Origin of the sequence: Pedobacter polysacchareus, assembly GCF_019802255.1 — a bacterium.
GTDB lineage: Bacteria > Bacteroidota > Bacteroidia > Sphingobacteriales > Sphingobacteriaceae > Pedobacter > Pedobacter polysacchareus.
In genome coordinates this window covers 522207-548122 of record NZ_JAHYSS010000005.1, presented here as the reverse complement: position 1 = coordinate 548122, position 25916 = coordinate 522207, and the positions used below count along the sequence as shown (strand labels likewise).

At 39.2% G+C, this 25916-nt stretch carries 24 protein-coding genes and 1 tRNA gene; 10 read left to right on the top strand and 15 right to left on the bottom strand.

Annotated elements, in window-relative coordinates; all coding sequences use genetic code 11:
- The first annotated feature begins 6 nt into the window (after positions 1-6).
- The 6 genes from K7X70_RS16925 (at position 7) to K7X70_RS16900 (ending at position 5587) form a co-directional block, all read left to right on the top strand.
- Positions 7-630 carry a hypothetical protein gene (locus tag K7X70_RS16925; protein ID WP_222538158.1) on the top strand — a complete coding sequence of 208 codons (624 nt, stop codon included), beginning with the start codon at positions 7-9 and terminating at the stop codon, positions 628-630.
- The gene (gene bioB, locus K7X70_RS16920; RefSeq protein ID WP_222538157.1) at positions 623-1618 is read left to right on the top strand and encodes a biotin synthase BioB; all 996 of its coding nucleotides are present in this window, start codon (positions 623-625) and stop codon (positions 1616-1618) included. Before K7X70_RS16925 ends, bioB begins: the two co-directional genes overlap by 8 nt.
- 527 nt (positions 1619-2145) lie before the next feature.
- A tRNA-Lys gene (locus tag K7X70_RS16915) sits at positions 2146-2218 on the top strand.
- 291 nt (positions 2219-2509) lie between these two features.
- A complete protein-coding gene (locus tag K7X70_RS16910; RefSeq protein ID WP_222538156.1) occupies positions 2510-3352 on the top strand; it encodes an NAD-dependent epimerase/dehydratase family protein in 843 nt (280 codons plus the stop codon).
- Positions 3353-4027: 675 nt separating this feature from the next.
- Positions 4028-4600 (top strand): hypothetical protein, encoded by a 573-nt coding sequence (locus tag K7X70_RS16905; protein ID WP_255607338.1) that lies wholly within the window; start codon positions 4028-4030, stop codon positions 4598-4600.
- Positions 4601-5587 (top strand): DUF4407 domain-containing protein, encoded by a 987-nt coding sequence (locus K7X70_RS16900; RefSeq protein WP_222538155.1) that lies wholly within the window; start codon positions 4601-4603, stop codon positions 5585-5587.
- Between the two features lie 34 nt (positions 5588-5621).
- On the opposite strand, the gene K7X70_RS16895 is transcribed toward K7X70_RS16900, so the two are convergent.
- On the bottom strand, positions 5622-6008 hold the full coding sequence (locus K7X70_RS16895) for a hypothetical protein (protein WP_222538154.1): 387 nt from the start codon (positions 6006-6008) through the stop codon (positions 5622-5624).
- Between the two features lie 504 nt (positions 6009-6512).
- On the opposite strand from K7X70_RS16895, the gene K7X70_RS16890 reads away from it, so the two are divergent.
- Positions 6513-7043: a helix-turn-helix domain-containing protein gene (locus K7X70_RS16890; RefSeq protein WP_222538153.1), complete on the top strand. Its 531-nt coding sequence runs from the start codon at positions 6513-6515 to the stop codon at positions 7041-7043.
- A gap of 46 nt (positions 7044-7089) precedes the next feature.
- Here the strand turns inward: K7X70_RS16890 and K7X70_RS16885 are convergent, their stop codons facing one another.
- A complete protein-coding gene (locus K7X70_RS16885) occupies positions 7090-7299 on the bottom strand; it encodes a hypothetical protein (RefSeq protein ID WP_222538152.1) in 210 nt (69 codons plus the stop codon).
- Positions 7300-7849: 550 nt separating this feature from the next.
- Here K7X70_RS16885 and K7X70_RS16880 point away from each other — a divergent pair.
- A complete protein-coding gene (locus tag K7X70_RS16880; protein WP_222538151.1) occupies positions 7850-9133 on the top strand; it encodes a M20 metallopeptidase family protein in 1284 nt (427 codons plus the stop codon).
- A 46-nt stretch (positions 9134-9179) separates the two neighbouring features.
- Here K7X70_RS16880 and K7X70_RS16875 read toward each other — a convergent pair whose 3' ends face one another.
- From K7X70_RS16875 to K7X70_RS16865, 3 genes are all read right to left on the bottom strand, one after another.
- Positions 9180-9722: a YdeI/OmpD-associated family protein gene (locus K7X70_RS16875; protein WP_255607335.1), complete on the bottom strand. Its 543-nt coding sequence runs from the start codon at positions 9720-9722 to the stop codon at positions 9180-9182.
- A gap of 284 nt (positions 9723-10006) precedes the next feature.
- The gene (locus K7X70_RS16870; protein ID WP_222538149.1) at positions 10007-10699 is read right to left on the bottom strand and encodes a helix-turn-helix transcriptional regulator; all 693 of its coding nucleotides are present in this window, start codon (positions 10697-10699) and stop codon (positions 10007-10009) included.
- Between the two features lie 150 nt (positions 10700-10849).
- A complete protein-coding gene (locus tag K7X70_RS16865; protein ID WP_222538148.1) occupies positions 10850-11842 on the bottom strand; it encodes a 2-hydroxyacid dehydrogenase in 993 nt (330 codons plus the stop codon).
- A 274-nt stretch (positions 11843-12116) separates the two neighbouring features.
- Here K7X70_RS16865 and K7X70_RS16860 point away from each other — a divergent pair, with 274 nt between their 5' ends.
- Together K7X70_RS16860 and K7X70_RS16855 are read left to right on the top strand one after the other, a co-directional pair.
- On the top strand, positions 12117-13436 hold the full coding sequence (locus K7X70_RS16860; RefSeq protein ID WP_222538147.1) for a paraquat-inducible protein A: 1320 nt from the start codon (positions 12117-12119) through the stop codon (positions 13434-13436).
- Complete coding sequence (locus tag K7X70_RS16855) at positions 13423-14724, top strand: paraquat-inducible protein A (RefSeq protein WP_222538146.1); 1302 nt, start codon at positions 13423-13425, stop codon at positions 14722-14724. The genes K7X70_RS16860 and K7X70_RS16855 overlap by 14 nt, the downstream gene beginning before the upstream one ends.
- An 88-nt stretch (positions 14725-14812) precedes the next feature.
- Here the strand turns inward: K7X70_RS16855 and K7X70_RS16850 are convergent, their stop codons facing one another.
- The 10 genes from K7X70_RS16850 to K7X70_RS16805 all read right to left on the bottom strand — a co-directional run bounded on the left by K7X70_RS16850 (position 14813) and on the right by K7X70_RS16805 (position 25913).
- Complete coding sequence (locus K7X70_RS16850) at positions 14813-15508, bottom strand: type 1 glutamine amidotransferase domain-containing protein (protein WP_255607334.1); 696 nt, start codon at positions 15506-15508, stop codon at positions 14813-14815.
- Positions 15509-15559: 51 nt separating this feature from the next.
- Entirely contained in the window at positions 15560-16015 is a 456-nt protein-coding gene (locus tag K7X70_RS16845; protein WP_222538145.1) for a ferritin-like domain-containing protein, read from the bottom strand.
- Between the two features lie 73 nt (positions 16016-16088).
- A complete protein-coding gene (locus tag K7X70_RS16840; RefSeq protein ID WP_255607333.1) occupies positions 16089-16763 on the bottom strand; it encodes a competence protein CoiA family protein in 675 nt (224 codons plus the stop codon).
- Positions 16764-16902: 139 nt separating this feature from the next.
- On the bottom strand, positions 16903-17538 hold the full coding sequence (locus tag K7X70_RS16835; RefSeq protein ID WP_222538144.1) for a DUF5710 domain-containing protein: 636 nt from the start codon (positions 17536-17538) through the stop codon (positions 16903-16905).
- Between the two features lie 121 nt (positions 17539-17659).
- Complete coding sequence (locus tag K7X70_RS16830; RefSeq protein ID WP_222538143.1) at positions 17660-19198, bottom strand: alpha/beta hydrolase-fold protein; 1539 nt, start codon at positions 19196-19198, stop codon at positions 17660-17662.
- 240 nt (positions 19199-19438) lie between these two features.
- On the bottom strand, positions 19439-20341 hold the full coding sequence (locus K7X70_RS16825) for a DUF5996 family protein (protein WP_222538142.1): 903 nt from the start codon (positions 20339-20341) through the stop codon (positions 19439-19441).
- 158 nt (positions 20342-20499) lie between these two features.
- Complete coding sequence (locus tag K7X70_RS16820; RefSeq protein ID WP_222538141.1) at positions 20500-21993, bottom strand: alpha-L-fucosidase; 1494 nt, start codon at positions 21991-21993, stop codon at positions 20500-20502.
- Positions 21986-23137 (bottom strand): glycoside hydrolase family 76 protein, encoded by a 1152-nt coding sequence (locus K7X70_RS16815; RefSeq protein ID WP_222538140.1) that lies wholly within the window; start codon positions 23135-23137, stop codon positions 21986-21988. Before K7X70_RS16815 ends, K7X70_RS16820 begins: the two co-directional genes overlap by 8 nt.
- 16 nt (positions 23138-23153) lie before the next feature.
- Positions 23154-24266, bottom strand: coding sequence for a SusE domain-containing protein (locus K7X70_RS16810; RefSeq protein ID WP_222538139.1), 1113 nt, complete (start codon positions 24264-24266; stop codon positions 23154-23156).
- A gap of 18 nt (positions 24267-24284) precedes the next feature.
- Positions 24285-25913 carry a RagB/SusD family nutrient uptake outer membrane protein gene (locus K7X70_RS16805; protein WP_222538138.1) on the bottom strand — a complete coding sequence of 543 codons (1629 nt, stop codon included), beginning with the start codon at positions 25911-25913 and terminating at the stop codon, positions 24285-24287.
- Positions 25914-25916: the final 3 nt, after the last annotated feature.

The window sequence follows — 25916 nt, the reverse complement described above, 5'->3', positions numbered from 1 at the left end:
AAATCAATGGAATTAGAAGAACTGTTACAGCATATAGTAAACCATGATGAGGTGCATGCGCGTTTTCTCAATACCCTCTCTTTACAAGAGAATATCGGGGCCAGAAAGATCTCTGCTAACGAACAGCCTGAAACATCGACCTATATGGTCTTAAAACATGCGGCCGAAGAACACCGTCATGCCTTCTACTTGAAAAAGCAAATTGCCCGGTTAAATGCAGCAGCTTGTCCTACTTATGAACCGGACTACCTATTGGCACCTTATAGCAGTAAATACTACCTGAACAAATTGGATCTGATGACCAGTCGCTATTTGAAAAACACACTGGATCTGCAGGGTACACCGCTAAAATTTGCCGCTTATTTACTGGTTACCTACGCCATTGAAGTACGTGCAGACCTGATTTATCCAATTTACCAGGATGTTTTGAGTAAAAACAAGAGTAAAGTAAGTGTGCGATCTATCATTTTAGAAGAACAGGGTCATTTGGAAGAAATGATTGTTCAATTGAAAAGCTTTTCCGCGGATTGGGAATTCCACGCGGAACATATTCTTAAAATAGAAAGTCAATTGTACCACAATTGGATCAGTGACTTATCAAAAACCATAAACTTAATATCAAATGAGTAATACTACCCTACGTAATGACTGGTCTATCCAGGAAATAGAAAACATTTACCACCAGCCGCTATTGGAACTTGTTTACCAGGCTGCAACGGTACACCGGGTATGGCATAAAGCCAGTGAAGTTCAGGTATGCACGTTGCTTTCCGTGAAAACGGGAGGATGTCCGGAAGATTGTTCTTATTGCGGTCAGGCGGCAAGATACCATACGGGTATCACCGTAAAAGCATTGATGGACAAAGATGATGTCGTTGCCATTGCCCAAAGGGCTAAAGATGCAGGTTCTTCGCGTTTCTGCATGGCTGCAGCATGGCGGGAAGTACGCGACAACAGGGATTTTGATAAAATTATTGAGATGGTAAAAGGTGTCAATGAAATCGGACTTGAGGTTTGCTGTACTTTAGGAATGATCAATGAAGCACAAGCGGAAAGATTACAGGAAGCCGGATTGTACGCCTACAACCATAATCTTGATTCGTCTAAAGAATATTATCAGGAAATCATCAGCACGAGAACTTATGACGACCGCCTAACGACTTTGAATAATGTTCGAAAAGCAGGCATTTCAGTATGTTCAGGGGGTATTATCGGGCTTGGAGAAACGCATGAAGACAGAATCCGTATGCTCCATACCTTATCAAATTTAGAACAGCATCCTGAGTCAGTACCGGTAAACGCATTAGCGAGAGTAAAAGGAACGCCTCTTGCTGACTTGCCAAAAGTGGATACCTGGGAAATGGTAAGGATGATTGCCACCGCAAGAATCCTGATGCCAAAAGCGATGGTTAGACTGAGCGCCGGAAGGGCAGAAATGACTACAGAAGAACAAAGCTGGTGTTTCATGGCAGGTGCCAATTCCATTTTCACGAGTGAAAGTGAAGAAATGCTGGTGACGCCTAATCCAAAATTAGATGATGACCGTCGGATGTTTGAATTGTTAGGATTGAAACCGATGCAAAAAGATAGAAATTCCGCTTCAACGGTGAATACATAATCTTTTTAGGGGGAATGTCAGTTGATGACATAAAGGAGATGAGGGCTTATCCTTCTCTCCTTTTTTTTATATCTTTTAGTATGGAAGTTTTTAAGGATGAAGTAATGATGTCACCTGATTAAGTTCGGCATCATTCCTGCCCTACTTCAGTTTTTATAAACTGCTAGAAAGGAAGAACCCTATACCAAGGCCCTACCAGAGCCCTACCACACCCCTGCTACTACCTGAGAAGAGGTGATCTATTCATAACTAGTGTAGAAAGTAATTTATTGACAAAAATTCTTAAAATTTGGAAAATTTGTCTGGTTTTCATCAACAGTTTCTAAAAGTACCAATCCTATTCGTGAATTAGAATAAAATACTTGATTTTTTTTAATAATTTCAAATAGCTGACGATCAATTAGATAATATCCACAAACGAAGTTTAAGGGCTGATAAAGCTGTTTTTTTAGATGATTTTGTATTTAGATAATTGTTTTTAAATAAATATTTCTATATTTGCACTCCCGAAACAAGGGAACATAAATGATTCCGTAGCTCAGCTGGTAGAGCATTACACTTTTAATGTAGTGGTCCTGGGTTCGAATCCCAGCGGGATCACTGAAAGGCTTAGAGAAATCTAAGCCTTTGTTGTTTTAAATAAAATCTCATAATCTCTACACTAATATTAAAATTCACCATAATCCTACTAATGACGATACACAAAGCTCTGTTAATCAAATAAACGTATTAACATTCTCATAGCGTCTTTTTTTCATAAAACGACTTAACGTCCATTAACTCCATGGCTACATTTGGCTTAACTTAATGGTCTTCTGTGTTGATTAAGTTTTTTCATTTGCTTTTAAATACTTGTATTACCTTTTCTTAAATTCTACTTTTGTAAAAAGCATGAAGATTTTAGTTACAGGTGCATCGGGTCGTTTGGGATCAGTTACAGTAGATCATTTAAGAAGCCTTGGATATAAAGTTACAGGCATAGATTTAATTGAACATTCTTCAACAGATGAATTGATTGATATTTTAGATTTAGTAGCCATAGAACGTATCTCAAAAGGCGTAGATGCTATCGTACATACAGCAGCGCTTCATGGAAAACACTCTGACCTAAATTATTCTCGGGAAGCTTTTATAGATGTAAATATAAAAGGAACCCTTAATCTATTAAATGCTGCTGTTAAAAATGGGGTGAAGAAATTTATATATACGAGTACAACCTCCATCTATGGTACAGCGATGAATAATGAAACACAGGCCGTTTGGGTTGATGAGACTTTAGTTGAAGAACCTAGAGATATTTATGATATCACTAAACAATGCTGCGAACAATTGTGTAAAGATTTTTTTTATAAGGAAGAATTAGAAGTAATTGTTCTCAGGGTTGCCCGGTTTCTATCTGAAACTAAAAACTTGACAATAAATCATAGGTTATATCGTGGTCTTGATGAAAGAGACGGTGCAGAAGCGATTAGATTAGCTTTGATACATAGTTTTAAAAAGTTTGATGTGTTTAATATTTCAAGTGGTTCTCCGTTTAGCAAAGAAGATCTGGTTATGTTAAAATTTTCTCCTTTAGAGGTTATTATGAAATACTATCCTGAAGCAGAAGATATATACAAGAAAAGGGGCTGGACATTTCCTAATACCATAGATAGAGTATATAACTCTGATAAAGCTAGAGCTATTTTTGGCTATACGCCTAAATATACCTTTGATTTTCTTTTGCATATATAAGATGAAATAGCTTTTAAATGGGAATTCTTTGGAAAAGCTTTAATCATGGATTTTAGATCGCCTGAATGCTTTCAACTTTGCATTTGAACGATTCTGTAGACACGTTGGTGATTGTTAATGAACAAGTTTAGAATAAAAAATCATTTTAATAGTTTCCGTATTAAAATCAAATTGAAATTTATCAAAAAACAGCTCTTTTAATGACAGAAAAGATGAATAGCCGAAACATTTGGAAATAATCTGAGGTATTACGGTTTCCCGTAAGAAAAACGCACTGACCCTGTATACTTTTGAAGTGTAAAGAATAGATACACCACTTAAAATGAATAACATACAGGCTTCATGAAACTTTACAGAAGATACATCAACAAGGCAATTAAATCTACATCATTTGTAAAAGCTCCCCCCAGCCATGGATCCTATGGAGCCTTGCTACTTGATAAAAGATGGAAAGATAGGAGATCTGCAATTTTATCAAGAGACCTTGATAAATGTGTCATCTGTGGACTTGCTGACAATCTTCAGGTTCACCACCGACAGTATCACTACTTTACAGAATTAAAGCAATTTAAGCCTCCCTGGGATTACTCAGACAAAATGTTGATCACGCTATGCAGCACCTGCCATCAGCGCGGGCATTCAAAATTCAAGGTACCCATCATCAAAATATAAAATATGTTTGACTTCTTAAGAAAAACGAAGGCTACAATATTGCCTCCAGATCCAACCGCACAAATGGAACCTACAAACAAATTCCTTTCAGGTATCGATATTCCTGAACATGTTTTCATTGATAACGAGCAGGAATTAATTCCGAAAAATGACAATCCATTAAAATCAGAAAACAACATTGAATTATTATTTGATTTTCTGGACAAAAACCACGAAAACAAAGGGTATGATGATGCGCTCATGAATCCCGATGTGAATCATATGGAACAGAATGTCCAGGCGTTAAAAAACCAATTGGAAAGAACGATAAGAAGAGTCAAAACTTTCTACGAAGATTTTATAAAAGAAATTGACTTTCACATCGATAGCAGGTCAAGAAGTGGAATGGTCGATGTGGTAGATGAACTCAAAATGAAAAAAAGTATCGCTGAAAGTCATGTTCAAAAAGTCCTAGATATCGAAGATGAGGCTAAAAGCAATACAGGGGATAGCCAGGGAATGATCATCAGTTATACCCGTGGCTTTATGAATGGGCTTTCTGCAATCTCACATCACACGATTTTAAGGCGATTTTAAATGAGAAAATTTCAAAATTGGTGGCTTAAATTTTGTTGCTTCTTAACTGGCTACAACTTTTACATCCTCAGCAACTGTAGCGAGGTTTCCACCCGAAAAGTTAAAAAGTATACCTCAGCATTGCTGATTGTAACAACGGTATGGGCATTTGTAGGTTATTGTTTTTGCGACAGGTATATCAAGCTCGGTGTTTTGGGGAGTCTTTTAGGCGCAGCGATTTCTGTGATCATCATTGTTCAGATTGAAAGGCAAATACTACTTGCAGGAAAAACAAATAATTCCCTCAAATGGACCCGTTTCGGACTCGCCATATTAATGTCCATAGTGGGTTCACTGATTATTGACCAGATTATCTTTAAGGACGACATCGACAAAAACAAAATCGCAGAAAATCAGAAACAGGTTAATTCACTGATGCCTGGCAGAACGAAGGAAATAACGGAACAGATTAATCAATTAAACATCGTGCTGGCAACGAGAGAAAGCGAAAGAAAAAGTATTATGGATGATATCAGCAAAAATCCTACTACACAAACGGTAGAGACCGTATCAAATCAGATTCCAGTCACCAATACAACAACAGACAGCTCAAAAACATCAATTGTAAATACAACGCTTAAAAACTCTGTTTCTAAAACAATAAGAGCCATTCCAAATCCAAAAATACAGCAACTTCCGCCAATCGACAGACAAATCGCAGAATTAAATACCGAAAAAACAAATAAGGAAACTACCCTACTTAGTCTTAAGGCAGTATTAGAAAAAGAGGTAAATGAAAAAATAGGCTTCCTTGAAGAATTAACTGTCATGTTTAACATCCTTAAACAGTCTTCCATTGCATGTGCAGTCTACATCATTTGGTTGTTATTCCTGCTTATTCTGGAACTGTTGATCGTAATCAGTAAGTCGAATGATACCGACTCTGATTATGATAAAACCATTCAGAAACAAATGGATTTGCACCTTAGAAAAATAGAATTGTTATAGGTATAAAGGGATCATCAATACTACCAAAAGGATGCTACTTCTTAATTGGATGGCGTGAGATAATCACCCAAAAAACACAGGCTAATATGACAAAACATCCTGCCATAATAGAGAAAACTATAGGCAACTGCTGGTTATGCAATACCGCTTTCGTTAATGCCAGTCCTACTATAACGAAGTGTGTGAAATTTCCCATTGCAATTGGCTTGTTATAAATACCGCCAATTAATGCGCCTTTGGCCATCCAGTTTAGAAGTGCAAAAGCACAATATGCACCACCTAATAATTGCAAGATCAGCGTTATAATTGCTGAGTTATTTAGATCTAATGATTTCATCACCAAATCTGGCGCAAAACTCAGGACTATTCCTATAATAGCTAAAAGAATAGCTGTCAATGTCATGATCAATTTTGTATTCATATAAAGCTTAATTTAGTAATTCATCTATGCCTTCTCTAGGCCACCTTTAATATCCTCTAAACCTGATATCAGTACGTTGATCTCTTCTAATTGCTGTTTCTTCACTTTGTTCCACCAAATAAATTCAATGTAGTTAAGCCAAAAGCTGCAAATCTAAAAGCTGTAGTTGCAGTCATCGTAATTTCCCAGGTGTACATGATCAATGTCATCAATAATTTTAATAAAATTATCTTCCTGGCTCAAAAACCATTTAGAAACATAATGCATTCTAAAATATTTAGATCACTGGATTACGACAACAGTACAGATTTTCAAAGATAAAAACCTACCAATAGATTGCCCCAATTGAAATGCAGGAAAGGTGGATCAAGAACATTAATCCATTTAAGCCATGGACTTATTATTTAACGGCTGATTTACATTATTCTATCCTTCAAAAGTATCCAGTCCGTTATTCAAAAAATCAAGGGCAAAGAAAACTTGCGTAAAATAGATATATGGGTATTGAGCATATATCTGGGTGTTACTCTGATTTGGCTGGCCTACATGACCTCTGCTTACACCTCTTACATCGCTGGAGCGCTGTCATTTACATTTATCTTGTATGTAAATGTGTTACTTTTAATTTTCAGGACTAGCAATGGAATCAATTTCTTTCAAGAAAAAGAGAAATACAAAAAGAAAGAGATTGACGAAAAAACGCTGGAACTCATTGGTCAAAAACTATCCATCATCGTTGAAAAAGAACTATTTCTCCATCCAAATTTCACATTAGAAGAAGCCGCAAAAGAGCTGAAAGTATCAAAGCATCTATTGTCTCAGTATCTAAATGAAATACTAGGTAAATCTTTCTCCAATCTCATTAGCGCATATAGAGTTGAAAAAGCAAAGAAGTTATTGGAAACAGAAAAAAACTATACGATCGAGAGTTTAGGATACGATAGTGGCTTTAGCTCAAAATCGACCTTCTTTACTGAATTCAAAAAAATAACAGGTATGACGCCCGCAGAGTATCAGAAATCATACTTAAAATAGGTTCTATATTATAACATCAAACTTTTACGCTTTTTTTGATTTAGCCCTAAAAATTTGTACTTGTAGATTGCTCTGCAATAGTTTTCCTGAGCCAGATATTTAATTCATCTCCGTTCAGATCGAACTCCTCTTTAAAAACTTCGTCCATAGTGTGATGGGACATGAGTTTTTTCAGACCATTAAGGCCACCTTTTTTAAAAGCCCTATCACATAACATCCCTCCTATTGCAGCGCTGGGATCCGTGTAATTATCCATTCTCCAAAAATCTTCTAATCTATTAAGATCTATTTCGGGATGTTCAATCAGATAAGTGTTTAATCTTTTTAAGTGCCATACGAGATCTTGCCCCAACGATCGTACGTAGAACACTGCTAAACCTTCAAGAAGTGGTGATTTAGGGAAGTATTTATTCAGATAAATATGGACTTCCTCATGAAAATAGTTTTCTCCAATTCCTGCGCAGTAAATAATCCGATCTACGTCGTTAGAAATCCCTGAGGGCTTATCCAGGTTTCCAAGGCCAATGCTAAAATAAAAACCTCTTAAGTTTTGTATCTCTTCAAATGTATTGGCAAAGTAATAGGTGATATCTATGGGTTTCAGCTCCCATATCTTTTCAAGATTTATGATTTGCCGAATTAAGCTATCTGCTCTTTTTCGATTGAAATTATAATATTCAGGATACCAGTAAGTGATGTTTCGAACTTTAATCGTTGGGATAAGAGGAGAAGAATATTTATTTTTCTTTAGGGCTTAGTGTAACATTAAAATATTCGGTGTCGTCCTACATAGTATAAAATAACACATGAAAATTACCCTATCCATCATTTGCACCATGCTCGCTCTATTGAGCTTCGGACAGAACAATAAGCTCAATGCCATAGATCACAAATTGATTGGCATCGAAACCGACAAAATTTATGATAAATTGGTAAAGATCAGAAGGGATTTTCATACCAACCCTGAACTAGCAGGCAAAGAAAAACGTAGTCAGCAAGTCATAAAAGACTATTTACTGAATTTAGGAATTGAGGTTGATACTACTATTTATGCGCACAGTATTGTAGGGATCATACAAGGAGGCAGAAAAGGGACAAAAAAAATTGCATGGCGGGCTGATATGGATGCCTTGCCAAGTGACTTTCCTGAACAGTTAAGTTTCAAATCTAAAGTACCAGGTGTGCAGCATGGTTGCGGCCATGATGTGCATTTAGCTATTGGACTGGGAATAGCCGAAATCCTTGCAAAACATAAAAAATCACTAACCGGAACGGCATATCTCATATTTCAGCCTGAAGAAGAGACCTTTGTTGGGGCAAAAAATATGATCAGCAATGGATTACTGTCTAAATTTGCGCCTTCTGAAATTTACGCAATGCACGTCACTGCCTTACCGGTAGGACAAATCATGGTTAAACCCCATGAAATGTTTGCCTATCAAAAGCTCCTCAGAATTAAACTTAAGAATAGCGTAACGAATGAAGAAGCCAAAGCACTTGCTGGCAAAATATATGAATCTTTGTCGCGCGCAACAAACAATAGTAAGCCTTGGGAAGTGCAAAATATGAGTGATCCTAGAGATGGATTAATGCAGCCAAATACGATCTTTAGTGACTACCTCATTATGGATAAAAACTTCAGGGTTTATTCAAAAAATGAGCAACTATTTTTAGACACTTATTTATACGAAACGAATCAAGCGCAGCTTGAAAAAATAATACCTGCGATTGAGCAAGTCGTCAAAAAAGAAAATCACACAGCGCAATTAGTTTCAGTTTCGTTTATTCAGGGCAACCCGACAATATACAACGATGAAAACCTAACAAAAAAATCAATGAAGATCTTACAAGGAATATATGGCGAACATTCAATTGTCCGCAGTTATGGACAGGTCCCGTTCTTCAATGATGATTTTGCTTATTTTCAACAAAAAGTACCGGGTGTATATTTTTTTCTAGGTGGATCAAATTTAGAAAAAGGATCGGTTGCAATGAATCACGCAGCTAATTTTATGGTTGATGAAGAAAGCATAAAGATTGGCGTGAAAAGCTTTTCCTCTCTCATTATGGAAAGATTGAATGGGAAATAAATAACTAATGATACTGGATCAAATAAGTACATGAGGATTCTCTGGATTAGGCCAGTTCAACAATTTTAATAATTCTGGCTTGCCTCGTCTCTGCTTTCCCTGCCAATACCAACGATTGCAAAAGTTCCTTCTTTTTAGATTTAGAAAGACTCAAAAAGAACTCCTTTGACCCTGGTTTAGATTCAAATCCTCTTTCCAAATCCAGAGGAATGATTAATTCTTCCACATCATCCAGGATCGACCAGGATCCATTACTTTTGGCTATTTCAATACTTTTATGACCTGCAGCAGTAAACATCCCCTGTTCAATCAGGGATTGGACTTTTAACTTATTGATCTTTGACCAGGTACTTTTAGCCTTCCTTTTGCAGAAATATTGCATGAAGCTATCCACGTCGATCGTTTTCCTGACACCATCTATCCAGCCAAAACAGAGGGCTTCTTCCACAGCATCAGTCCAGGTGAGTGTAGTTGATTCAGATTTCTTTTTGTAATAAACAAGCCATACGGCTTGTTTATCGGTTGAGTTTTCGGCTAACCATTCTCTCCAGGCAGTTCGGCTCTTCGGACAAATACGCGCTATCTCCATATTTTGCATAAAATATAATATTTCATTACAACTAAATTGTTCTCTCATATCACCACTGCTGGGTATTCCATTTGCATCTATAGCTACCTGACCAGAGCAATAAAGAGTGCCTTCACATTGTTTAATTTCTACGGCTTGTACTGAGTTGGTGCCTTCCGCTCATTTCCATGCATCGATTGTTCGCTTTTGCATTTTAATTCGTTTTTGTTTAGGTAATATTTAAGTATTAACACCACAAAAATCAGCGGGGCGGATGACAATCCTGTGTCAGGGGTTCAAACTAATTAATAATATTTATCGAAATACTGCTGCAGAGTCATCGGATGTGGATCGAATTTCTCATCAAGGATGTCCAGCTTTCGGATTCGGTCTATTCGAAAGTACCTAAATTCAGCTCGCAAGCGACACCATGCGATCAACAACCAATTTTCTGTAGTGCTGACTAAAGCAAAGGGTTCTATACATCGATCAGAGATGCTTCCAGCTTCATTTATATATTCAATTTTAATGACCAGAAAGTTTGTTAGGGCGAGTTGAAGATCGGACAGGTTATTACTGCTTTTCGCGCTTTGTACATTTAGTTCAAAACGCGTTCGCTCTGCAAGTAACATCGCTTTATCTTTAACATTATAGCCCAATACTGCTTTGACTTTCTCTACCGCCTCGATATAATCATTTACAAAGGAGGTGTCTTTGTTTTTAAGCACCAATTGTTCGGCAAGAATTAAAGCATTGGCCTGCTTTTCGGTAAACATGACTGGCGGAACCCGATAGCCTTCCATCAATCTATAGCCTTTGCCTTCTTCCGTTAAAACAGGAACCCCAGCCTGCTCCAGCGCTCTTATATCTCTATATATGGTTCTGGTACTGACTGAAAACTTTTTGGCCAGTTCAGTTGCCGTCAGCGTACGCCGTGTTTGTAATTGAGTCAAAATTGCGGTTAGACGGGAGAGTCTTTTCGTATCGTTATCAATCATTATTTCGTTTATTCAAATCGACCATCAGTTTTTCAGTAGTTTGGCACCTTTAATTAAGAGCTGCAATTATAGGATCCACATCCTTCCTTTACAATTTCAGCAGCAAGGTTAAAATATAACTCCTGACATCAGCTTTATTCTCCTGCTTATTTACCGAAGCATTTCAATACGATTTACCAGTGGAGATCCGGTTTGAAAAGCATCAATATTACCAAAAGTAACTTTGGCAATTTCTGTCAGGGCTTCCTGTGTCAAAAATCCCTGATGCCCTGTGATCAATACATTGGGAAAAGAAATCAATTGACTCAGTTGTTCATCTTGAATGATCGATTCAGAAAAATCATGAAAAAAGAAATCCGATTCCTGTTCATAAACATCCAGACCCAGCGCACCTATAGCCCCCGACTTTAAGGCTAAAATAACGGCTTTGGTATCAATCAATCCACCTCTACTGGTATTGATCAGCATTGCTCCAGGTTTAATCAATTTGAGACGCTGCTCATTGATTAAATATTGCGTATCAGCCGTCAGCGGACAATGCAATGTGATGATATCCACATCTTTCAATGTTTCATCCAGAGTACCATATTTTACTCCCAACTCCTGCATCTCCTGGGATGGGAAAGGATCATGAGCTTTAATCTCACAGCCAAAGCCTTTCAATATCCGACAAAAGGCTTGTCCGATATTACCTGTTCCAATAACGGCTACTTTACGTTGGTTCAAGTTGATACCCATTAGCTTTTCCAGGGAGAAATTGCCTTCTCTAACCCGATTGTAGGCTTTATGAGTTTTGCGGTTGAGTGTTAAAATCAGGGCCATGGCATGCTCAGCAACTGCTTCCGGAGAATAAGCCGGAACACGCAAAACCGGAATCTGCAATTGTTCTGCATACTGAACATCAACATTGTTGAATCCTGCACAGCGCAATACCACTAATTTTAAACCGGATTGCTGTAATTTATCAAGGACCTGTTTGTTTAAAACATCATTAACGAAAATACAAATGGCTTCAAATCCAGCCGCTAAGACTGCAGATTCTTCAGAAAGGGATACTTTAAAAAAAGTGATTTGATGGCCGGTATTGTACTGGCTTAAAAAATCTTCGTCATATTGGTTCGTGCTAAAAACTGCAATTTTCATAAATATAATGTGTTATAGATAATATTTTCAGCATTTATAATGCCATCTGGGAAGATAGGCATATTTATATATTTCACTATTTATTAACCCTTTTATATTTGCTCAATTCCTTATTATTATTTCAATTCATTTAAATGGATTTAAAACAAATGCTAATCTGGCTTTGTTCATCAGAAGAAATAAAATAGCTGCTGCATGGTAGATTTCAAAACCAAGCCAGCGCGAAGAGATATCATCTCTAAATTAGTATTAAAACAAGCCCATTTCGAAGCCGATGCATGAACCTCCTATTCTCAAAAAGAAGCCCTCCTTTTCTAAGCTTTTGCTGATTTTCGGCCTTGCAATTCTATTAGGTGCTGAAGGATATTTTGGTTACCAATTACACCAGCTTTCAGCGCAGCAGGAACAAATTAAGGAAGACTACTCCAATATCAATAACATTAGCTCAGGATTGTTTTCTGTAGAGCAATGGCGGGATAAGGTAGCAGGGATTGTTAGTCACCAGATCCGTGATTTTACCCTCAGTCCAAAACAAAAGAAAGACCTGCAGAAGGAAGTCGAGCAAATCATCATTGCACTTATTGATAAGGCTGAAGCGCTGATTAATAAGCCGAAAAAAACCATTGATGGAAAGATTAAGAAGTTTTTAGTGAAGAGTTTTGTAAACACAGATAACTTCAGGAAAAAGGCGCCTTCTTTGTCAAAAGAAATCATTGCCAAAGTTTATAACCCTAAAAATAAAAAACAGCTCAGCAAAGTCGCGATGTCCAAGTTTGACGCGTTGGAAAGAGCGGAATTTCTGGACAGTACCGTAGCTGCGACAAAGGCTGCCACTGAAAAAATCTATAAAAAATACAAGGCCTCTTCTAATGAAGAATTAAATAATAAACTAATTACCACACTTTCGCAGATCAGGACTGCCACTTACAATTACTCCTTTGCGATGCTGGGCTGCATTGCCATTGTTTTATCCTTATGGTGGATTTTAAGAAAACGGGCTGATCTATATGCCACCCTTTTCATCATGTCATTGCTATTCGCATTTATTCTATTATTTATAGGATTAACCGCTTCTATGATTGAGGTAGATGCACGAATCAAAGCAGTAGACTTTGTGGTACTTGGGGAACATGTCATCTTTGAAAATCAGGTCTTGTTTTTTCAGAGCAAGAGTATTTTAGATGTGGTGCGCGTATTGATGTCACAGCCAGCTACTGATGCGATATTGGTTGGGGTTTTAATCTTAATTTTCAGTATCCTCTTCCCTATCATGAAACTGAGTGCAACCGGCATTCACCTCCTCAGTAAAAAGAAAATCGCCAAGAACAAAATCATCAGGTATTTCGCTTTTCAATCAGGTAAATGGAGCATGGCAGATGTGATCGTGATCGCAATTTTGATGGTTTACATCGGTTTAAATGGCTTGTTAGACAGCCAATTAAAAAGCCTGAATATTAAGAGTGACGACTTAAATGTCATTACCACGAACAATACTGCGCTCCAGCCTGGATTTATCATATTTATCAGTTTTGTGTTATACGGTCTTGTTTTATCGACCATACTAAAATTCATTTCTCCGCATGAAAGTCACTAGAAAAACAGTCCTATCCAAATCATTGCTTATTGCTGGCTTGACTCTGCTGCTTTGCGCAGAAGCTTGGTTTGGTTACCGCGTATCTGCACTTTCTAGTCAGCAGCAGGAAATAAAAACGGATTACAGTGTGGCCAACAACATCACCTTTGGTATCTTATCTGTAGACCAGTGGCGAGAGAAAATGGCCGCTGTGGTGGATGAAAAAGTCAACGAGTTTAACATGACCTCCCTGCAGAAAAAAGAGCTTCAGAAAAAGGTGGCCAAACAATTAAACGGTCTGGTAGATCAGGCGGTGGCTGAGGTCAACAAACCGCAGAAGAGCATTGGTGGCAAACTCAAAAAACTGGCCTTCAATGCGATCGTTGACCCGGAAGAAATCAAGGCTGAAGTACCTACATTCGCTGCTACGATAGTAGAGAGAATCAATAAACCTGCGAGTAAGAAAAGGATAAAAAGCATCATCAGCAGTAAAGTAGACCAGTTGGAAAAGGAAACTTTCGACAATACGGAGCCTGCCAGCGTTACCGTGAAGAGGCATATTTATAAAAAGTACCATGTCAATAATACCCCAGCCTTTGAGAAAACCATCAATTCAAAACTGAGTACGATTCAAACGTTGCTGTACCAGTACACCTACGCAATGATTGGCTGTTTATTGTTAGCGCTCAGTCTATGGTTATTCCTCAAAAAGCAGGTACGCCTGCATACTACACTTTATATTCTCTCGCTGTTGTTTGCATTTGTGCTCTTATTGGTCGGTATCACAGCTTCCATCATAGAAGTTGATGCACGCATTCAATCTCTGAATTTTACGCTACTTAATGAAAAACTAGCTTTTAATAATCAAGTATTATTTTTCCAAAGCAAAAGTATCACTGGAGTAATTGAGTCCTTAGTTCAGCAGCCTAAACCTGATTCCGTGCTGGTTGGCATCCTCATCATGCTCTTCGTGATCATTCTACCGGTATTGCGGATGGTGGGTAAAGGCATCCTGATCTGGGGAAGGGAAAAATACGCTGACCATAAACTGGTTAGGTTCTTAGCATTAGATTTAGGCAAATGGGATATGGCCGATGTCATGGTGGTGGGCATTGCGATGACCTATATTGGCTTAAACGGCATCTTGCAAAGTCAGCTCTCGAGTTTAAATATACAGGAAGAATTACTTTCTACGGTCACGCAAAACAACACCTCTTTGCAGCCAGGCTATTATATATTTGTCGCCTATGTGGTATATGTATCCGTGCTATCATTGATTTTAAAGCGCATTAAACCGATTGAAAAATAATCCCCGGATCAAAATATTTACTTACAAAAAAGCCAGGCTTAGATTGCAATGCTAAGCCTGGCTTTTTATAAAGTATTAACGCTGTTGATTAGTTCTTGATATCCTGTTGCAAAAACTCAATTAAAGCCTTTGCTGTCGGCCCTGCTGATAAAGGATTCTGCCCAGTAATCAGGAGGCCATCAGTTTCCACATGGGAAAAGAACGGAACCAATGCAGATTTAAATTCAGCACCAAGGGCAATCAATTTATCCTGCAGCTTATAGGGAATATGGTCTAACCGGCCTACCAATGTTTCTTCGGCGTTGGTAAAACCAGTAAGTCTCTTACCTGATAACAAGCCTGGCACCAACTCGGCTGCTTTAATCAAAGCTGCCGGACCATGACATACCGCAGCCACAGGCTTGTTTGCTTGAAAAAACTCCAGAATGAGCTTTCCGCTAAGTTCATTAGTGGCGAGATCCCATAACGGACCATGACCGCCTGGAAAAAACACTGCATCAAAATCAGCCGCAGCCAATCCTATCAGCTTATGGGTATGCTCAAATGCCTCCTGTGCCGATTGATCATCCAAAAACCTACGGTTAGCAGCTGTAATGTTTTCTGTTAACTCACTCATGCCATCTACAGGAGGTTTCCCACCTAAAGGACTGGCTAGCGTAATCTGGTACCCCTGGTCAATAAACTCATAATAAGGATCAGTAAATTCTCCAAGCCATACGCCTGTTTTACTATCGGTATTTTCCATCTGTTGATGGGAAGTCAAGATCATCAGTATTCGTTTCATAAAAATAAGTTAGGACGTTGAAAAATTAGTGCCGCATAAGATTAAATGACCTTATCTTAGTAAACGCTGGTGGTAGGTCTCGATCTCTTTTAAAGCTTCCAGGATCCCGGTTCTCTGTCTTTGCAATAGCACTATATGGTCTGCATGAGCAGCATCATCTTCCAGCACTTCATCATACTTTTCAAGTGCAGCGTTCTCTCCAGTCTCAATTGCTTCAAGAATAGCGGCATCTTCTCTGCTGCTGAGTGCTTGTTTGATATCAATCCAGGTACGGTGCAAAGCTCCTAAAATCCCACCTTCTTCATTATCAGAACTTCCTCCATGTTGGGAGATGTGATTCTTGAGCTCAACAGCATAAGCAGCCCGCTGTGCAGCATATTTTAAAAATACGGCTTTTAACTCTTTGCTGTCGGTAGCCTCACTTGCAGATTCATAACCTTCTTTTCCGTCGTTTACAATGTTGACCAATCCTTTCAGGTCGCTAATGATCTCTTTATTTGTTTCCATAGGTATATCGCTTTTTGTCTTTCAACAACAAGCCGTACCAGGTAAAGTTTGAGTAACCAGCGATTTAAAGCGCTTAGGCCTGCCAGAATTTGGAGATAAAATCTTTTCTTGGAATCATGTGGAGATAGGGATAATTTCCGGACAATTGTGTTCGTTGTTTAAGCTGATATAGAAAATGTCCGCCCAGGTCGACTATAATTGAACATTTTGCCTGGTACCATACCCGATGCGGGTGCTTCCAGCAAAAAGAGTAATAGTGACTGGTGAGTGGGATCTTTTTCAGTTCAGGATGGTGGAAATTTAATATTTTAGGTTTTACTATCCCATTAAAAATCTCAGATTTCCTGATCATTGAAAGATGGTCACTGTGGCAAAATTCAAAAGCAGCAAGGTTGGGATCATCGACATCTGGCAAGTGCTTCAAAATACGGAAGCCTTTGAATTTTTTTCCATTCAAAACCCATACTAATTTAGGGTAAAAAGATTCTCTGCTTTCCAGCTCTTCTAAGTCGATGGGTGAATTTTGAAATTCTATTGCAGTACCACAAGCGGTGTATACATCAGCCCGATGGTGCTGCCTGGTCGTTTCATCCCAAAAGCAGACTTCCTGAAAGGAAGATGGAAAAGCCTTTTTCCAGTTCTTGTGCCAGGGCGTTTCTCCATAACACCTGATTGGCTGAAGCTCATTTTGAACATCTACAGGATGGAGCATGCTTTTTTCAGAACATTGTAATGGATTAAAACTCATAGAAATAGCTTAGACTTCAGAATCACAAATTTAAACTAAAAATTTTAGTAAACAAATCCAGCTTTATCTCTTTAATTTGATATGGATTAACGATCCGGATGGATCATCCACTAGCATTTATCTTTAAAATTTCCCCCTGTTACTTTAGAAAAGCTGAAAAATCCATATCCTCCGTCTGTGAACCACCATAAGAACCACGGATAATGTGATCATACTCCAGATCAAATGAAATAATCTTCAGGTCCACAGGATCGTATATTGTTGGACAAAAAGAACCTCCTGGTTCCTCATGCAGGAAATTATCGCCCTGCAATACCCCACAATATTTACAGTTGTTAGCCCAGTAAGAAGAACTAATAAACTTGGAGTATGTATATTTATAAAAAGGGTAATGTTCATTTAAATACACCAGCACGGATTGATCCAGATGCTCCACATCTGAAAACAAAGTAGGTGCATCCCCTTTTACCCAGATTAAATCATTGTCATCAGGATTATTTTCGTCCGCATAGTTCAGGTAGTAGTAATTTACTGCTCCCGGTGCAACTACTGGAATTTCTTTAGCGCATTTCCAGCATTCCCTGGTAGACAAAGCCAGCAAATAGGGCTTCCTAACGATACAGCTATAAGGCTCTGCCGAAATCCATTTCTGAAAGCGGTTGAGGTCTTTAATATGATCTGGAATTACCCATTTTTTTATTGCTGCAGCCCAAAAAGCACCGAGCTCTTTGGCTTCGTCTTTATCCTCGTAAGGAACATTAAGAATGTAAGGCATAATTAATTTGGCTTGCTCACTAAATTAATTAAAATTTAGCAAAGAGTTCTAGCAAAACAACTTAATAAATCAGGTTCAAACCAGCCCAACACTTAGATGACCAGTAAATTAGCTGGCTTGCCTATTTAAGGGTTCCAAATTGTAGATCGAAAGGAATTGGAAGGGCTTTTTTAGTAGACATAAGACTTGGAGGAAGATAGTTTAGCTTTAATTTAGCATCTTTATTCTGATGTAGATATTCTAATCGAAGCTTATAAAACCCTTTGGTTAATGGCAATATATAAGAGTATGGGGAGTTCCGTTTGGTATGGTCTTCCCATTGGATCAACAGCTGATCGTTAAGGTATAATTTTGAACCTTTGTCGGCTTCAAGAACAAATCCATAATAACCTTCTTCTTTTGTTTCCATTACTCCCTCAATTATTAGGGCAAAGTTATTTTTACGTGGTAATTTCTCCACTTCAAAATCAGCATTTGTTAGCCCTGATTTTTGCGGGCTTTTATTTTTAAGGTCCTCAGCTTTATTAAAATCCCCTTCATAATAATCATAATGAAAGCCACCTGGCTGTAAGTTCTTTGGTTTTGATATAGGGGTTAATATTTTTCCTTTTGTAAAATTACCCGTTTTAACCTGATCATAACGTGCCCGATTGGTAAACTGCTTAACGGTAATTTTAGCACCATCGTTGATAATGATGTCAGACTGTATTTTTGCAGACCCCAATGTAGGGTTGGTTCCATCTGTAGTGTATCTAACTCTTGTGGTATCTCCAAAATACCAAACGGCAACTGGTTTGTTTTTCAGCACGATGCCATTCATCGGATGAAAATTGATCTCATTGTCTTGCCATCCATAAGAAAACTTTAAGCCATCATAGGTACTTTTAAACCTTACGGAGCTGTGTGTTTCCTCAGGATATCGAATACTTTTCCAGGTTAAACCAGCAGGAGCCCACTTTTTAAGCAAGGAATCCATCGCATCAATCTTCATCGTCTCCCCTTCCTTTCCTTCCCTTCCGCTCATAAACAAGGTAACAGCAGGATCCTGCAACGCTGCTAATTTAAGAGAGGCGATTTTTTGTATATAATTATTATCCCACCATAAACTCGGGTCGACGGCAATATAAGACTTGAAAGTTTTTGGTTCTACCAGCAGGGCATTGACCACAAACAGCCCACCTAATGAATGTCCCCATATTGCATTGTCACCATTAGCAGGATATTTTTGATTGATGTAAGGAATCAGTTCATCTTTAATAAAGCCAAGGAATTGCGTGGCCCCACCTGATGTCTTCCAGCCATCGATGTGGGTTGGCGTCAGGTCCTTGTTCCGATCAATACCTAATATGCTGACTATAATAGTCGGCGGCATATATTTCTCCCCTTCCAGAAATCCCTGAATCTTGCTGATTAAGCCCGTATTCCAATTGCCACCATCCAGCACATAAAGTACATCATACTTAGTATTGCTCCCTGGCTGATCGTTTTTAGGAACAAACACCTCTATCCGTCTTTTTTCTTTTAATATGGTGGAATTCAAAGAGTCCAGTTTACCTATTTCTACTGTTCTCCTTACGGTGTCCTGAGCCTGTGCGGATTTGCCCTGAGAGATAAATGCTGCGACAAGGAATAATGGAATAAAAAGCTTATGTTTCATCATGAAATAATTGATTTAAAGGTGACGATTTGATGAGCTATCTTATCGATTGTTACGCCTTTAGCATTAATAATTTGGCTCTTCAATATCCGGCTTGGTAATTTTGCTATGCTTACCAGATGAGTTGTAAAACCCTGGGGTTGAGGCAGCGGGGAAATAGGCCTGATGATGGCACATGTTATGGAAAACGACGGGGTAACTTTTACAGTACTGACCATCCGGTGATGAAGTTTTCACCGAGTATTAATACTCCAGTTTACTTCTATCCCATTTGGCTAAATCAGCACCAATACTGTAAGCACTCCTTAAAAATTCGAGCAATTTATCACCAGGATTTACAGCCTGCTGTACAGCTGAATAAGGCAAAATAAATTCACCTAATTTATGGTGGTAATAGGCTTCACTGGGTTTAATTTTTCCGCTTTTATATCCTTCTGGTTCGGGGTATAAATAACAATAAAATACGGCTTCCTTCAAGTCTTCTCCACCAGTCCAAAAGCCAAAGCTACTTACCTCTTTGCAATAGGCATCCTCTGCTACCCAATTGGGCATACCAGGTACTCCTCCGGGGTGTTTTGGCGCTTCGGCACCAGAAAAAAGCGATAGTGCTAAATCAAAACTCCCCCAAAAGAAATGAATTGGGCTGCATTTTCCTTTAAATTCAGCTCTAAACTTCATAAAAACACTTTGTATATTTAGTAAAGCCTGATGAAAAGCAGTCACCTCTTCGTCCTTATAGCTGGCATGTATTGTATCTAATTCAAAAGGAATGGGATGAGCAAGTTCTACAGGCATAGAATTAATCACTACGTTGATTTTCAGCTCATTTAATAAGGCAAATATTTTATTGTAAAAGTCAGCGACAGAGATCCCATGCAGGTCAAATTGCCTGTATTCTCCTTTGCTGGTCGTGATTTTTAACAGGTGTGCTATAAAATCAAAATCTATCTGAAAATCCCGATCATCAAACCTCATGGATTGGGTGGTTAAGCCGGTAACAGTAATGTGTAAAGTAATGTGCCAGGAATGGTTTACCCAAGGCAGGACTGCAAGTTTTATCTTACCCACAATCTGCGACCATAGTTGCAGTGTTTCATAGGTAGATTTTCCCTTTTCATAAGAAAGCATTGGCCATTGATGTTCCATAATACGAAAGAGTTAGTGAAACAGAAATTCAAACTCATCTCCTGAGCTGGCAGAAGCCATGAATCCATAACAATTTCGAACATAAAAAGGTTTAAGGATGTACCATTAAAAAATGGTACATCCTCTTTTTTATTTCGTATACAGGTCAAAGATTATTTTTAATTGACATTGCTGATACGAATGGTATAAGCGGGTTGTTCGGCAAGTTCAGTGGTATAAAATGCAGGTATGGTTAACTCCAGTCCGGCAGATACATTACGCCATTTCATCACTTTATCAGACCCAAGCAATTGAACCTTTGTATTGCCCTTCGCATTCAGGCCTTTTAATAAAAATCTACCTACAGGCAGTTTTGGAAGGATGGCATAAAGGTCATTCCCTTTACTTGTAAAAAAAGCTTCCTTAACGGCATAACCAGGATCTGGATCTACCGTTTGTTTAAGGATATAGGTACCACTTTCCGTCCCTTCTTTTTTGGGTTTCCAATCTGTTTTTCCTGCAGACCACTGGAAAGTATTTTTCCATTTCCTTGTCCCATAAATGGCTTCCCCATTCAGCTTCATCCAGGCACCGATCTGGAGCAGCCGTTCCTGCATAATTGCTGGAATTTTACCATTTGCATCTGGTCCGATATCCAACAGCAGGTTCCCTCCGCTGCTCACAATATTAACCAGCATCAGGATTAAAGTCTGTGCAGAATTGTAGTCCTGGAGGTCCTCATTTTTATTGAAACCAAAAGAAAAGCCCATGCCACGGCATTCCTCCCAGGGCTTGTCGGCTTCAAAGTCCGCAGCATATTCAGTGGTATAATAACCGCCATGTTTTTTGCGTGTATCTTTGCCCCATCTGTCGTTTACGATCACCTGATCTTTAACTGGAGATTCGTTATAAAGCCAGGCGAGTAATTCTTCCGATTTCCAATCCTTATCCGACATTTCCCACTCTCCATCGGCCCATAAAATATCAGGTTTATACTTCGTTACCAAATCTTTGACCTGAGGAAAAAGATGTTCATCAACAAAGCGTTTTTTATCTTTTAGCCAGAGTGGATTGTACCATTCAAATAAAGAATAGTAGAAACCCATTTTCATATCGGTTTTTCTTATCGCCGCCGCAAAGGCTCCTGCCAGGTCTTTTTTTGGTCCTGTCTCTATACTGTTCCATGGCCTGGAAAAAGCTTTGGAAGCTTCTTTATTTGGCCATAAAGGAAAGCCATCATGGTGTTTGGAAGTCAGCACTACATATTTCGCACCTGCTGCTGCGATCAGTTTTGCCCAATCTTCAGGATGATATCCTTCCGCTTTGAACAGATCACCAAAGTTATAATAGGAAAAATCTTTGCCGTAAACCGTATTGTGGTGTTCATTTACTGCCTTGTCATTATTATTAAGCCAGTATTGGTACCATTCTGAATACATGCCTTTTGGGGCCCATGCAGGCACAGAATAAGGTCCCCAATGGATGAAGATGCCAAATTTGGCATCTTCAAACCAGGCAGGAAGCGGTCTGCTATCTAATGAGGCCCAGTTGGCCTCATATTTTGCGGACTGCCCGATTGCAGTAGATGAAGTCATGAATAAGGAGCAGGCAATCATCAAGCTGCTTAATTTTATAAGTGAGGAGTTGTTCATTTGTTTTAATTTTCTAGTCAAGATATCCCTCCTTTTTAAGCAATGCCAAGGACTCCATCAACATGGAACCGCTCAACTGAGCTCTTAAACCGGCCTTTCCTGCGATTGGGGCCTGCCACCATTTATATCCAAATAACACCACAGGAGTTTTTGCTGTTCCCTCATTCCATAAAACCTGCCCACTATTCTTGAGGAAATTGATGTACCGCTTACGGGTCATTTCAGGTAGATCTTTTGTGCGGATCAGTTCTGTAAAATAGCGGATAAAAATCCCCTTAAACAGGTTCACATCATGGTCTTCCTGTTCTGCCCAATCACTGAGCACTTTATTATTGGAGTTCACAAGTGTGCTGGTCGCCCAGTCTGCACTCTTAATCGCATCGTTCAGGTAAACCTTGTTTCCGGTGATTTTATAAAACTCTACGGCGGCACCGATATAGGTTGCAGCATCGTAAGTAAAATCGCCTTTAAAATCATCAAACTTTTCATACACCCTTCCTGATTGCTGCACCACACAATTGTCCTTTATGAAAGTGTAAATCTTGGTCAGCCAAACCAGGTTATTGTGTCCATTCACCACTTCAGCTTCCCCATATTTCTGCCATCTCAGTGCCGCAATAATTGCAGCCGGCCCGTTTGAAGGTAATCCCTTACCGTTTCTGCTTTCATGATTCCATGGAATACCTCCCCCATCTGCATCATCCCAGCCATCGGTAATCCACTTCCAAAGGTCTTTGGAAGATTGCTCATAACGAAGGTCGCCGGTTGCCGCTAATGCACGCATATGCGCCATTCCATGCCAGCCCATATCATCATAATAATTGTTATAGAATGATCCATAGTTTTTAGCTTTCACGCCTTCATAGAAATCATAGATGCGCTGCTTATACAGCGTATTATTCGTCCTTTTATAAGCCTCTACAAACACATCCAGTCCATGTGCTTCCGGCCAGTAATCATTGCGATGAAAATTGCCCAGGTTATCATTGTTAAAATGATGGTTACTGGCGTTCCAGTAAATGGTAGCGAGGGTGAGGCTGCTGCTATCTGCAGCAGTAGTCCAGTTCACTGCTTTTTTTGCATTCCGATCTATATATTCATCATTTATTTTCCCGCAAGCACTTAATATCAGTACTATAAAAGGAGCCAACAAAATCTTTTTCATATTTCTTTCCATTTTATTAATAGACAATTTCATGTGAATAATCAGCTAAATCAGCGCTTAGAGAAAGTACTACATTACATTTTGTTACTGATCGGTTAGGGAACTTGAAAGAATACCTCCATTGATTGTTATCATCGGGATAGAAATAGGTATTGAAATACGAACCTGTTTTCACTGTTGGCGGTATATTGTCTTCATTTCGACTTCCTATTTTCCTTTCTACCCCATTAATTGTCATGAAGAAGAAGTACCTGTCATCACCAAAACCTCCTGAAATGAAATCAGGCACCAAATTCGCGGCCTTCCATACGCCTTTGCCCTGATAGGTTAAATTGGTTCTTTTCTTCGGCGTGCACATATAGAAATCCAGGTTACTGATTTCCTGAAACGACACATTTCCTACTGCAAAGTTGAGGGTAATCTTGTAGATTCCGTCCTTCGCCACGGTTGCGCCTTCTGCGATTTCTTTAAGTGCAGTCTTATCGACAGAGAAAGTTCGGGTCACATTTGTCCTGGAATCCACAAACTTGTATTTTTTTCCTGCCAGCAATTTAGTGTACACTTCAAATTCATCGCCACCAGGCAGTGCTTTTACAGCCAATGCCAGCGCTAGGTCTGTTCCGCCTTCCGTACCCTCTCCTGTCAGATATAAAGCATCTGGCGCGTCAATACCACCGAATCTGGTGAAGGTTAATTTTCGGATTTGCTTGGAGGTTACTTTCGAAATTCCTCTGGAAGACACCACGGTCCATTTAATTGTTCCTTGTTCCGAGGACTCAATTCCAGCCAATCGCCCTATTGTATTCATCACTTTATGCGAGACGGCTAAACCTGTAGCTATTCCGAGGTTGTCTGAAGGAATGGAATAAATGGGTTTAGAGAAATCTCCATTTTCCTTATCAAAGATCACGTCATAATAAACCACACCATTGTCTAGTGCGGTTGCTTTCTCCCATTCAAAATATAAACTCCCAGAACTAGACAATGACATCTTCTTGCCATCATCCGGTGAGTAAAGTGTACTCACTTCGGTGATTTGAACATCCTTAAATTCTTTATCTTTTTTGCAACCAAAAATGGAGAGCAGTACAATTAAACAGCAGGCCGTTGATAATATATTTATTTTCATTTTGTTTCTTGTTAAGGGTTAATATCCTGGGTTCTGTAATAAGTTTGGATTGAGCAGCAGCTCTTTTCTTGGCACTGCCCACAAATAATCACGGTTGCGGCTAAAGTTTCCTGCAGGGAGCTTGATGTAATCGTACTGACCGCTGGATTTATCAAACTTGGCACCGCGCGCAGGTTGAGCCAGTACTATTTCTGCTGTTTTCCAGCGACGAATGTCAAAGGCCCGAAGACCTTCCAGAGCCAATTCACAGCGGCGTTCGTTTCTGATTACCTCACGCAGCACATTTTGATCAGTACTGGGAATATCGAGTGCTTCAGCAGTATTGTCAAAACCAGCTCTTTGTCTGATTGGCCTAATGGTTTGGCTCCAAACTGTACTGTTCATTTTCCCCAGTTCATTTGTCGCTTCTGCATACATGAGCAGCACATCTGCAAAACGAATCAGAGGAAGGTTTAAACTGGAATTCCAGCTTCCGCTCACATAGGATGACGCATTTGGATCAGCAAACTTGCGGTAATAATAACCGGTAGCACTGCTGATGGAACCTTCTTTGTACTGGTCAGATATTTTACCTGCAGGTACGGTACCATCAGGATGGATCACAATACTATAATTATTACCAGACCTGTCTTTCCAGATGGAACCATCGTAAACAATGGTGGCTCCCATGCGCGGATCCCGGTTTGCATAATCCGGATCATTTTTGGTCCATTTTTTACCATTTTTCATCAGGTAGCTATCCACTAGCCCTTGAGTGGGTGCCGCAGCATTGAGTCTGGCACTCGCCGACATCGGGACATAGTCTACCAGATTTCCCCAGGTTCTGAGATCCGGAACATATTGAAGGCTCAGAATTTGCTCGGAATTGTATTCATTCTTTACCCAGAACTGCTCTTCATAATTTGGGAACAAACTATAAACACCATTTGCGGTACTACTGATTAACTTTTCGCTATACTCTGCCACTTTAGCCCAATTGTTCTCATACAAGTAAGCACGGGCATTCAAAGCCACAGCAGCACCTCTGGTAATTCGTCCATTATCTGCTGCGGCATATTCGGTATTACTTGGTAAAATTGCAGCGACTTCCTCCAGCTCCTGATGGATCCAGGCCATGATTTCCGCCTGAGGCTTCCGTTTGATAGTTTTAGCCTGCTCAGCGGTAATGTCGACCGTAAAATGAGGGACATCGCCGTACCAGGTGGTTAATTCCAGAAAAAGAGAGGCGCGAATGAAACGAATTTCTGCCTTTCTTTTTTGTTTGATGGCATCCGTCATCGTGGTTACCCGATCCACATTTGCTAAAAAAGTATGACAGGTTTTAATGCCGCCATAAGCAGCGCCCCATTCGCTTTCAAAACGCCCATTTGAGGCATCAGCAAGTCCGGTAGCGATTAATTTTTCATTGGATGAACCATATCCGTAATAAACGTTATCACTCAATACTTCATTAGAAATGAAATAATCACTGCTAAACATTTGTCGGTATGCCATATTTAAAGCCGAATTGGCTTTGTCTTCCGAGGTCCAATACGTTTCATCGGTAAACTTATTTGTTGGCTTTACATCTAGCTTAACACAGCCAGAAATAAACAAGCCCACCACCAACATTGTAAGATGGCCATATATTATAAATTTCTTTGTCATGAT

Bases quoted from the DNA above. Each gene is read 5' to 3' on its own strand.
- K7X70_RS16840 (WP_255607333.1), bottom strand. From the start codon at position 16,763: ATGAGTTTTAATCCATTACAATGTTCTGAAAAAAGCATGCTCCATCCT.
- bioB (WP_222538157.1), top strand. From the start codon at position 623: ATGAGTAATACTACCCTACGTAATGACTGGTCTATCCAGGAAATAGAA.
- K7X70_RS16905 (WP_255607338.1), top strand. From the start codon at position 4,028: ATGTTTGACTTCTTAAGAAAAACGAAGGCTACAATATTGCCTCCAGAT.
- K7X70_RS16855 (WP_222538146.1), top strand. From the start codon at position 13,423: ATGAAAGTCACTAGAAAAACAGTCCTATCCAAATCATTGCTTATTGCT.
- K7X70_RS16910 (WP_222538156.1), top strand. From the start codon at position 2,510: ATGAAGATTTTAGTTACAGGTGCATCGGGTCGTTTGGGATCAGTTACA.
- K7X70_RS16875 (WP_255607335.1), bottom strand. From the start codon at position 9,722: ATGGAGATAGCGCGTATTTGTCCGAAGAGCCGAACTGCCTGGAGAGAA.
- K7X70_RS16900 (WP_222538155.1), top strand. From the start codon at position 4,601: ATGAGAAAATTTCAAAATTGGTGGCTTAAATTTTGTTGCTTCTTAACT.
- K7X70_RS16810 (WP_222538139.1), bottom strand. From the start codon at position 24,266: ATGAAAATAAATATATTATCAACGGCCTGCTGTTTAATTGTACTGCTC.
- K7X70_RS16865 (WP_222538148.1), bottom strand. From the start codon at position 11,842: ATGAAAATTGCAGTTTTTAGCACGAACCAATATGACGAAGATTTTTTA.
- K7X70_RS16925 (WP_222538158.1), top strand. From the start codon at position 7: ATGGAATTAGAAGAACTGTTACAGCATATAGTAAACCATGATGAGGTG.
- K7X70_RS16885 (WP_222538152.1), bottom strand. From the start codon at position 7,299: ATGGATAATTACACGGATCCCAGCGCTGCAATAGGAGGGATGTTATGT.
- K7X70_RS16825 (WP_222538142.1), bottom strand. From the start codon at position 20,341: ATGGAACATCAATGGCCAATGCTTTCTTATGAAAAGGGAAAATCTACC.
- K7X70_RS16895 (WP_222538154.1), bottom strand. From the start codon at position 6,008: ATGAATACAAAATTGATCATGACATTGACAGCTATTCTTTTAGCTATT.
- K7X70_RS16845 (WP_222538145.1), bottom strand. From the start codon at position 16,015: ATGGAAACAAATAAAGAGATCATTAGCGACCTGAAAGGATTGGTCAAC.
- K7X70_RS16850 (WP_255607334.1), bottom strand. From the start codon at position 15,508: ATGAAACGAATACTGATGATCTTGACTTCCCATCAACAGATGGAAAAT.
- K7X70_RS16815 (WP_222538140.1), bottom strand. From the start codon at position 23,137: ATGAAAAAGATTTTGTTGGCTCCTTTTATAGTACTGATATTAAGTGCT.
- K7X70_RS16805 (WP_222538138.1), bottom strand. From the start codon at position 25,913: ATGACAAAGAAATTTATAATATATGGCCATCTTACAATGTTGGTGGTG.
- K7X70_RS16835 (WP_222538144.1), bottom strand. From the start codon at position 17,538: ATGCCTTACATTCTTAATGTTCCTTACGAGGATAAAGACGAAGCCAAA.
- K7X70_RS16860 (WP_222538147.1), top strand. From the start codon at position 12,117: ATGCATGAACCTCCTATTCTCAAAAAGAAGCCCTCCTTTTCTAAGCTT.
- K7X70_RS16870 (WP_222538149.1), bottom strand. From the start codon at position 10,699: ATGATTGATAACGATACGAAAAGACTCTCCCGTCTAACCGCAATTTTG.
- K7X70_RS16830 (WP_222538143.1), bottom strand. From the start codon at position 19,198: ATGATGAAACATAAGCTTTTTATTCCATTATTCCTTGTCGCAGCATTT.
- K7X70_RS16880 (WP_222538151.1), top strand. From the start codon at position 7,850: ATGAAAATTACCCTATCCATCATTTGCACCATGCTCGCTCTATTGAGC.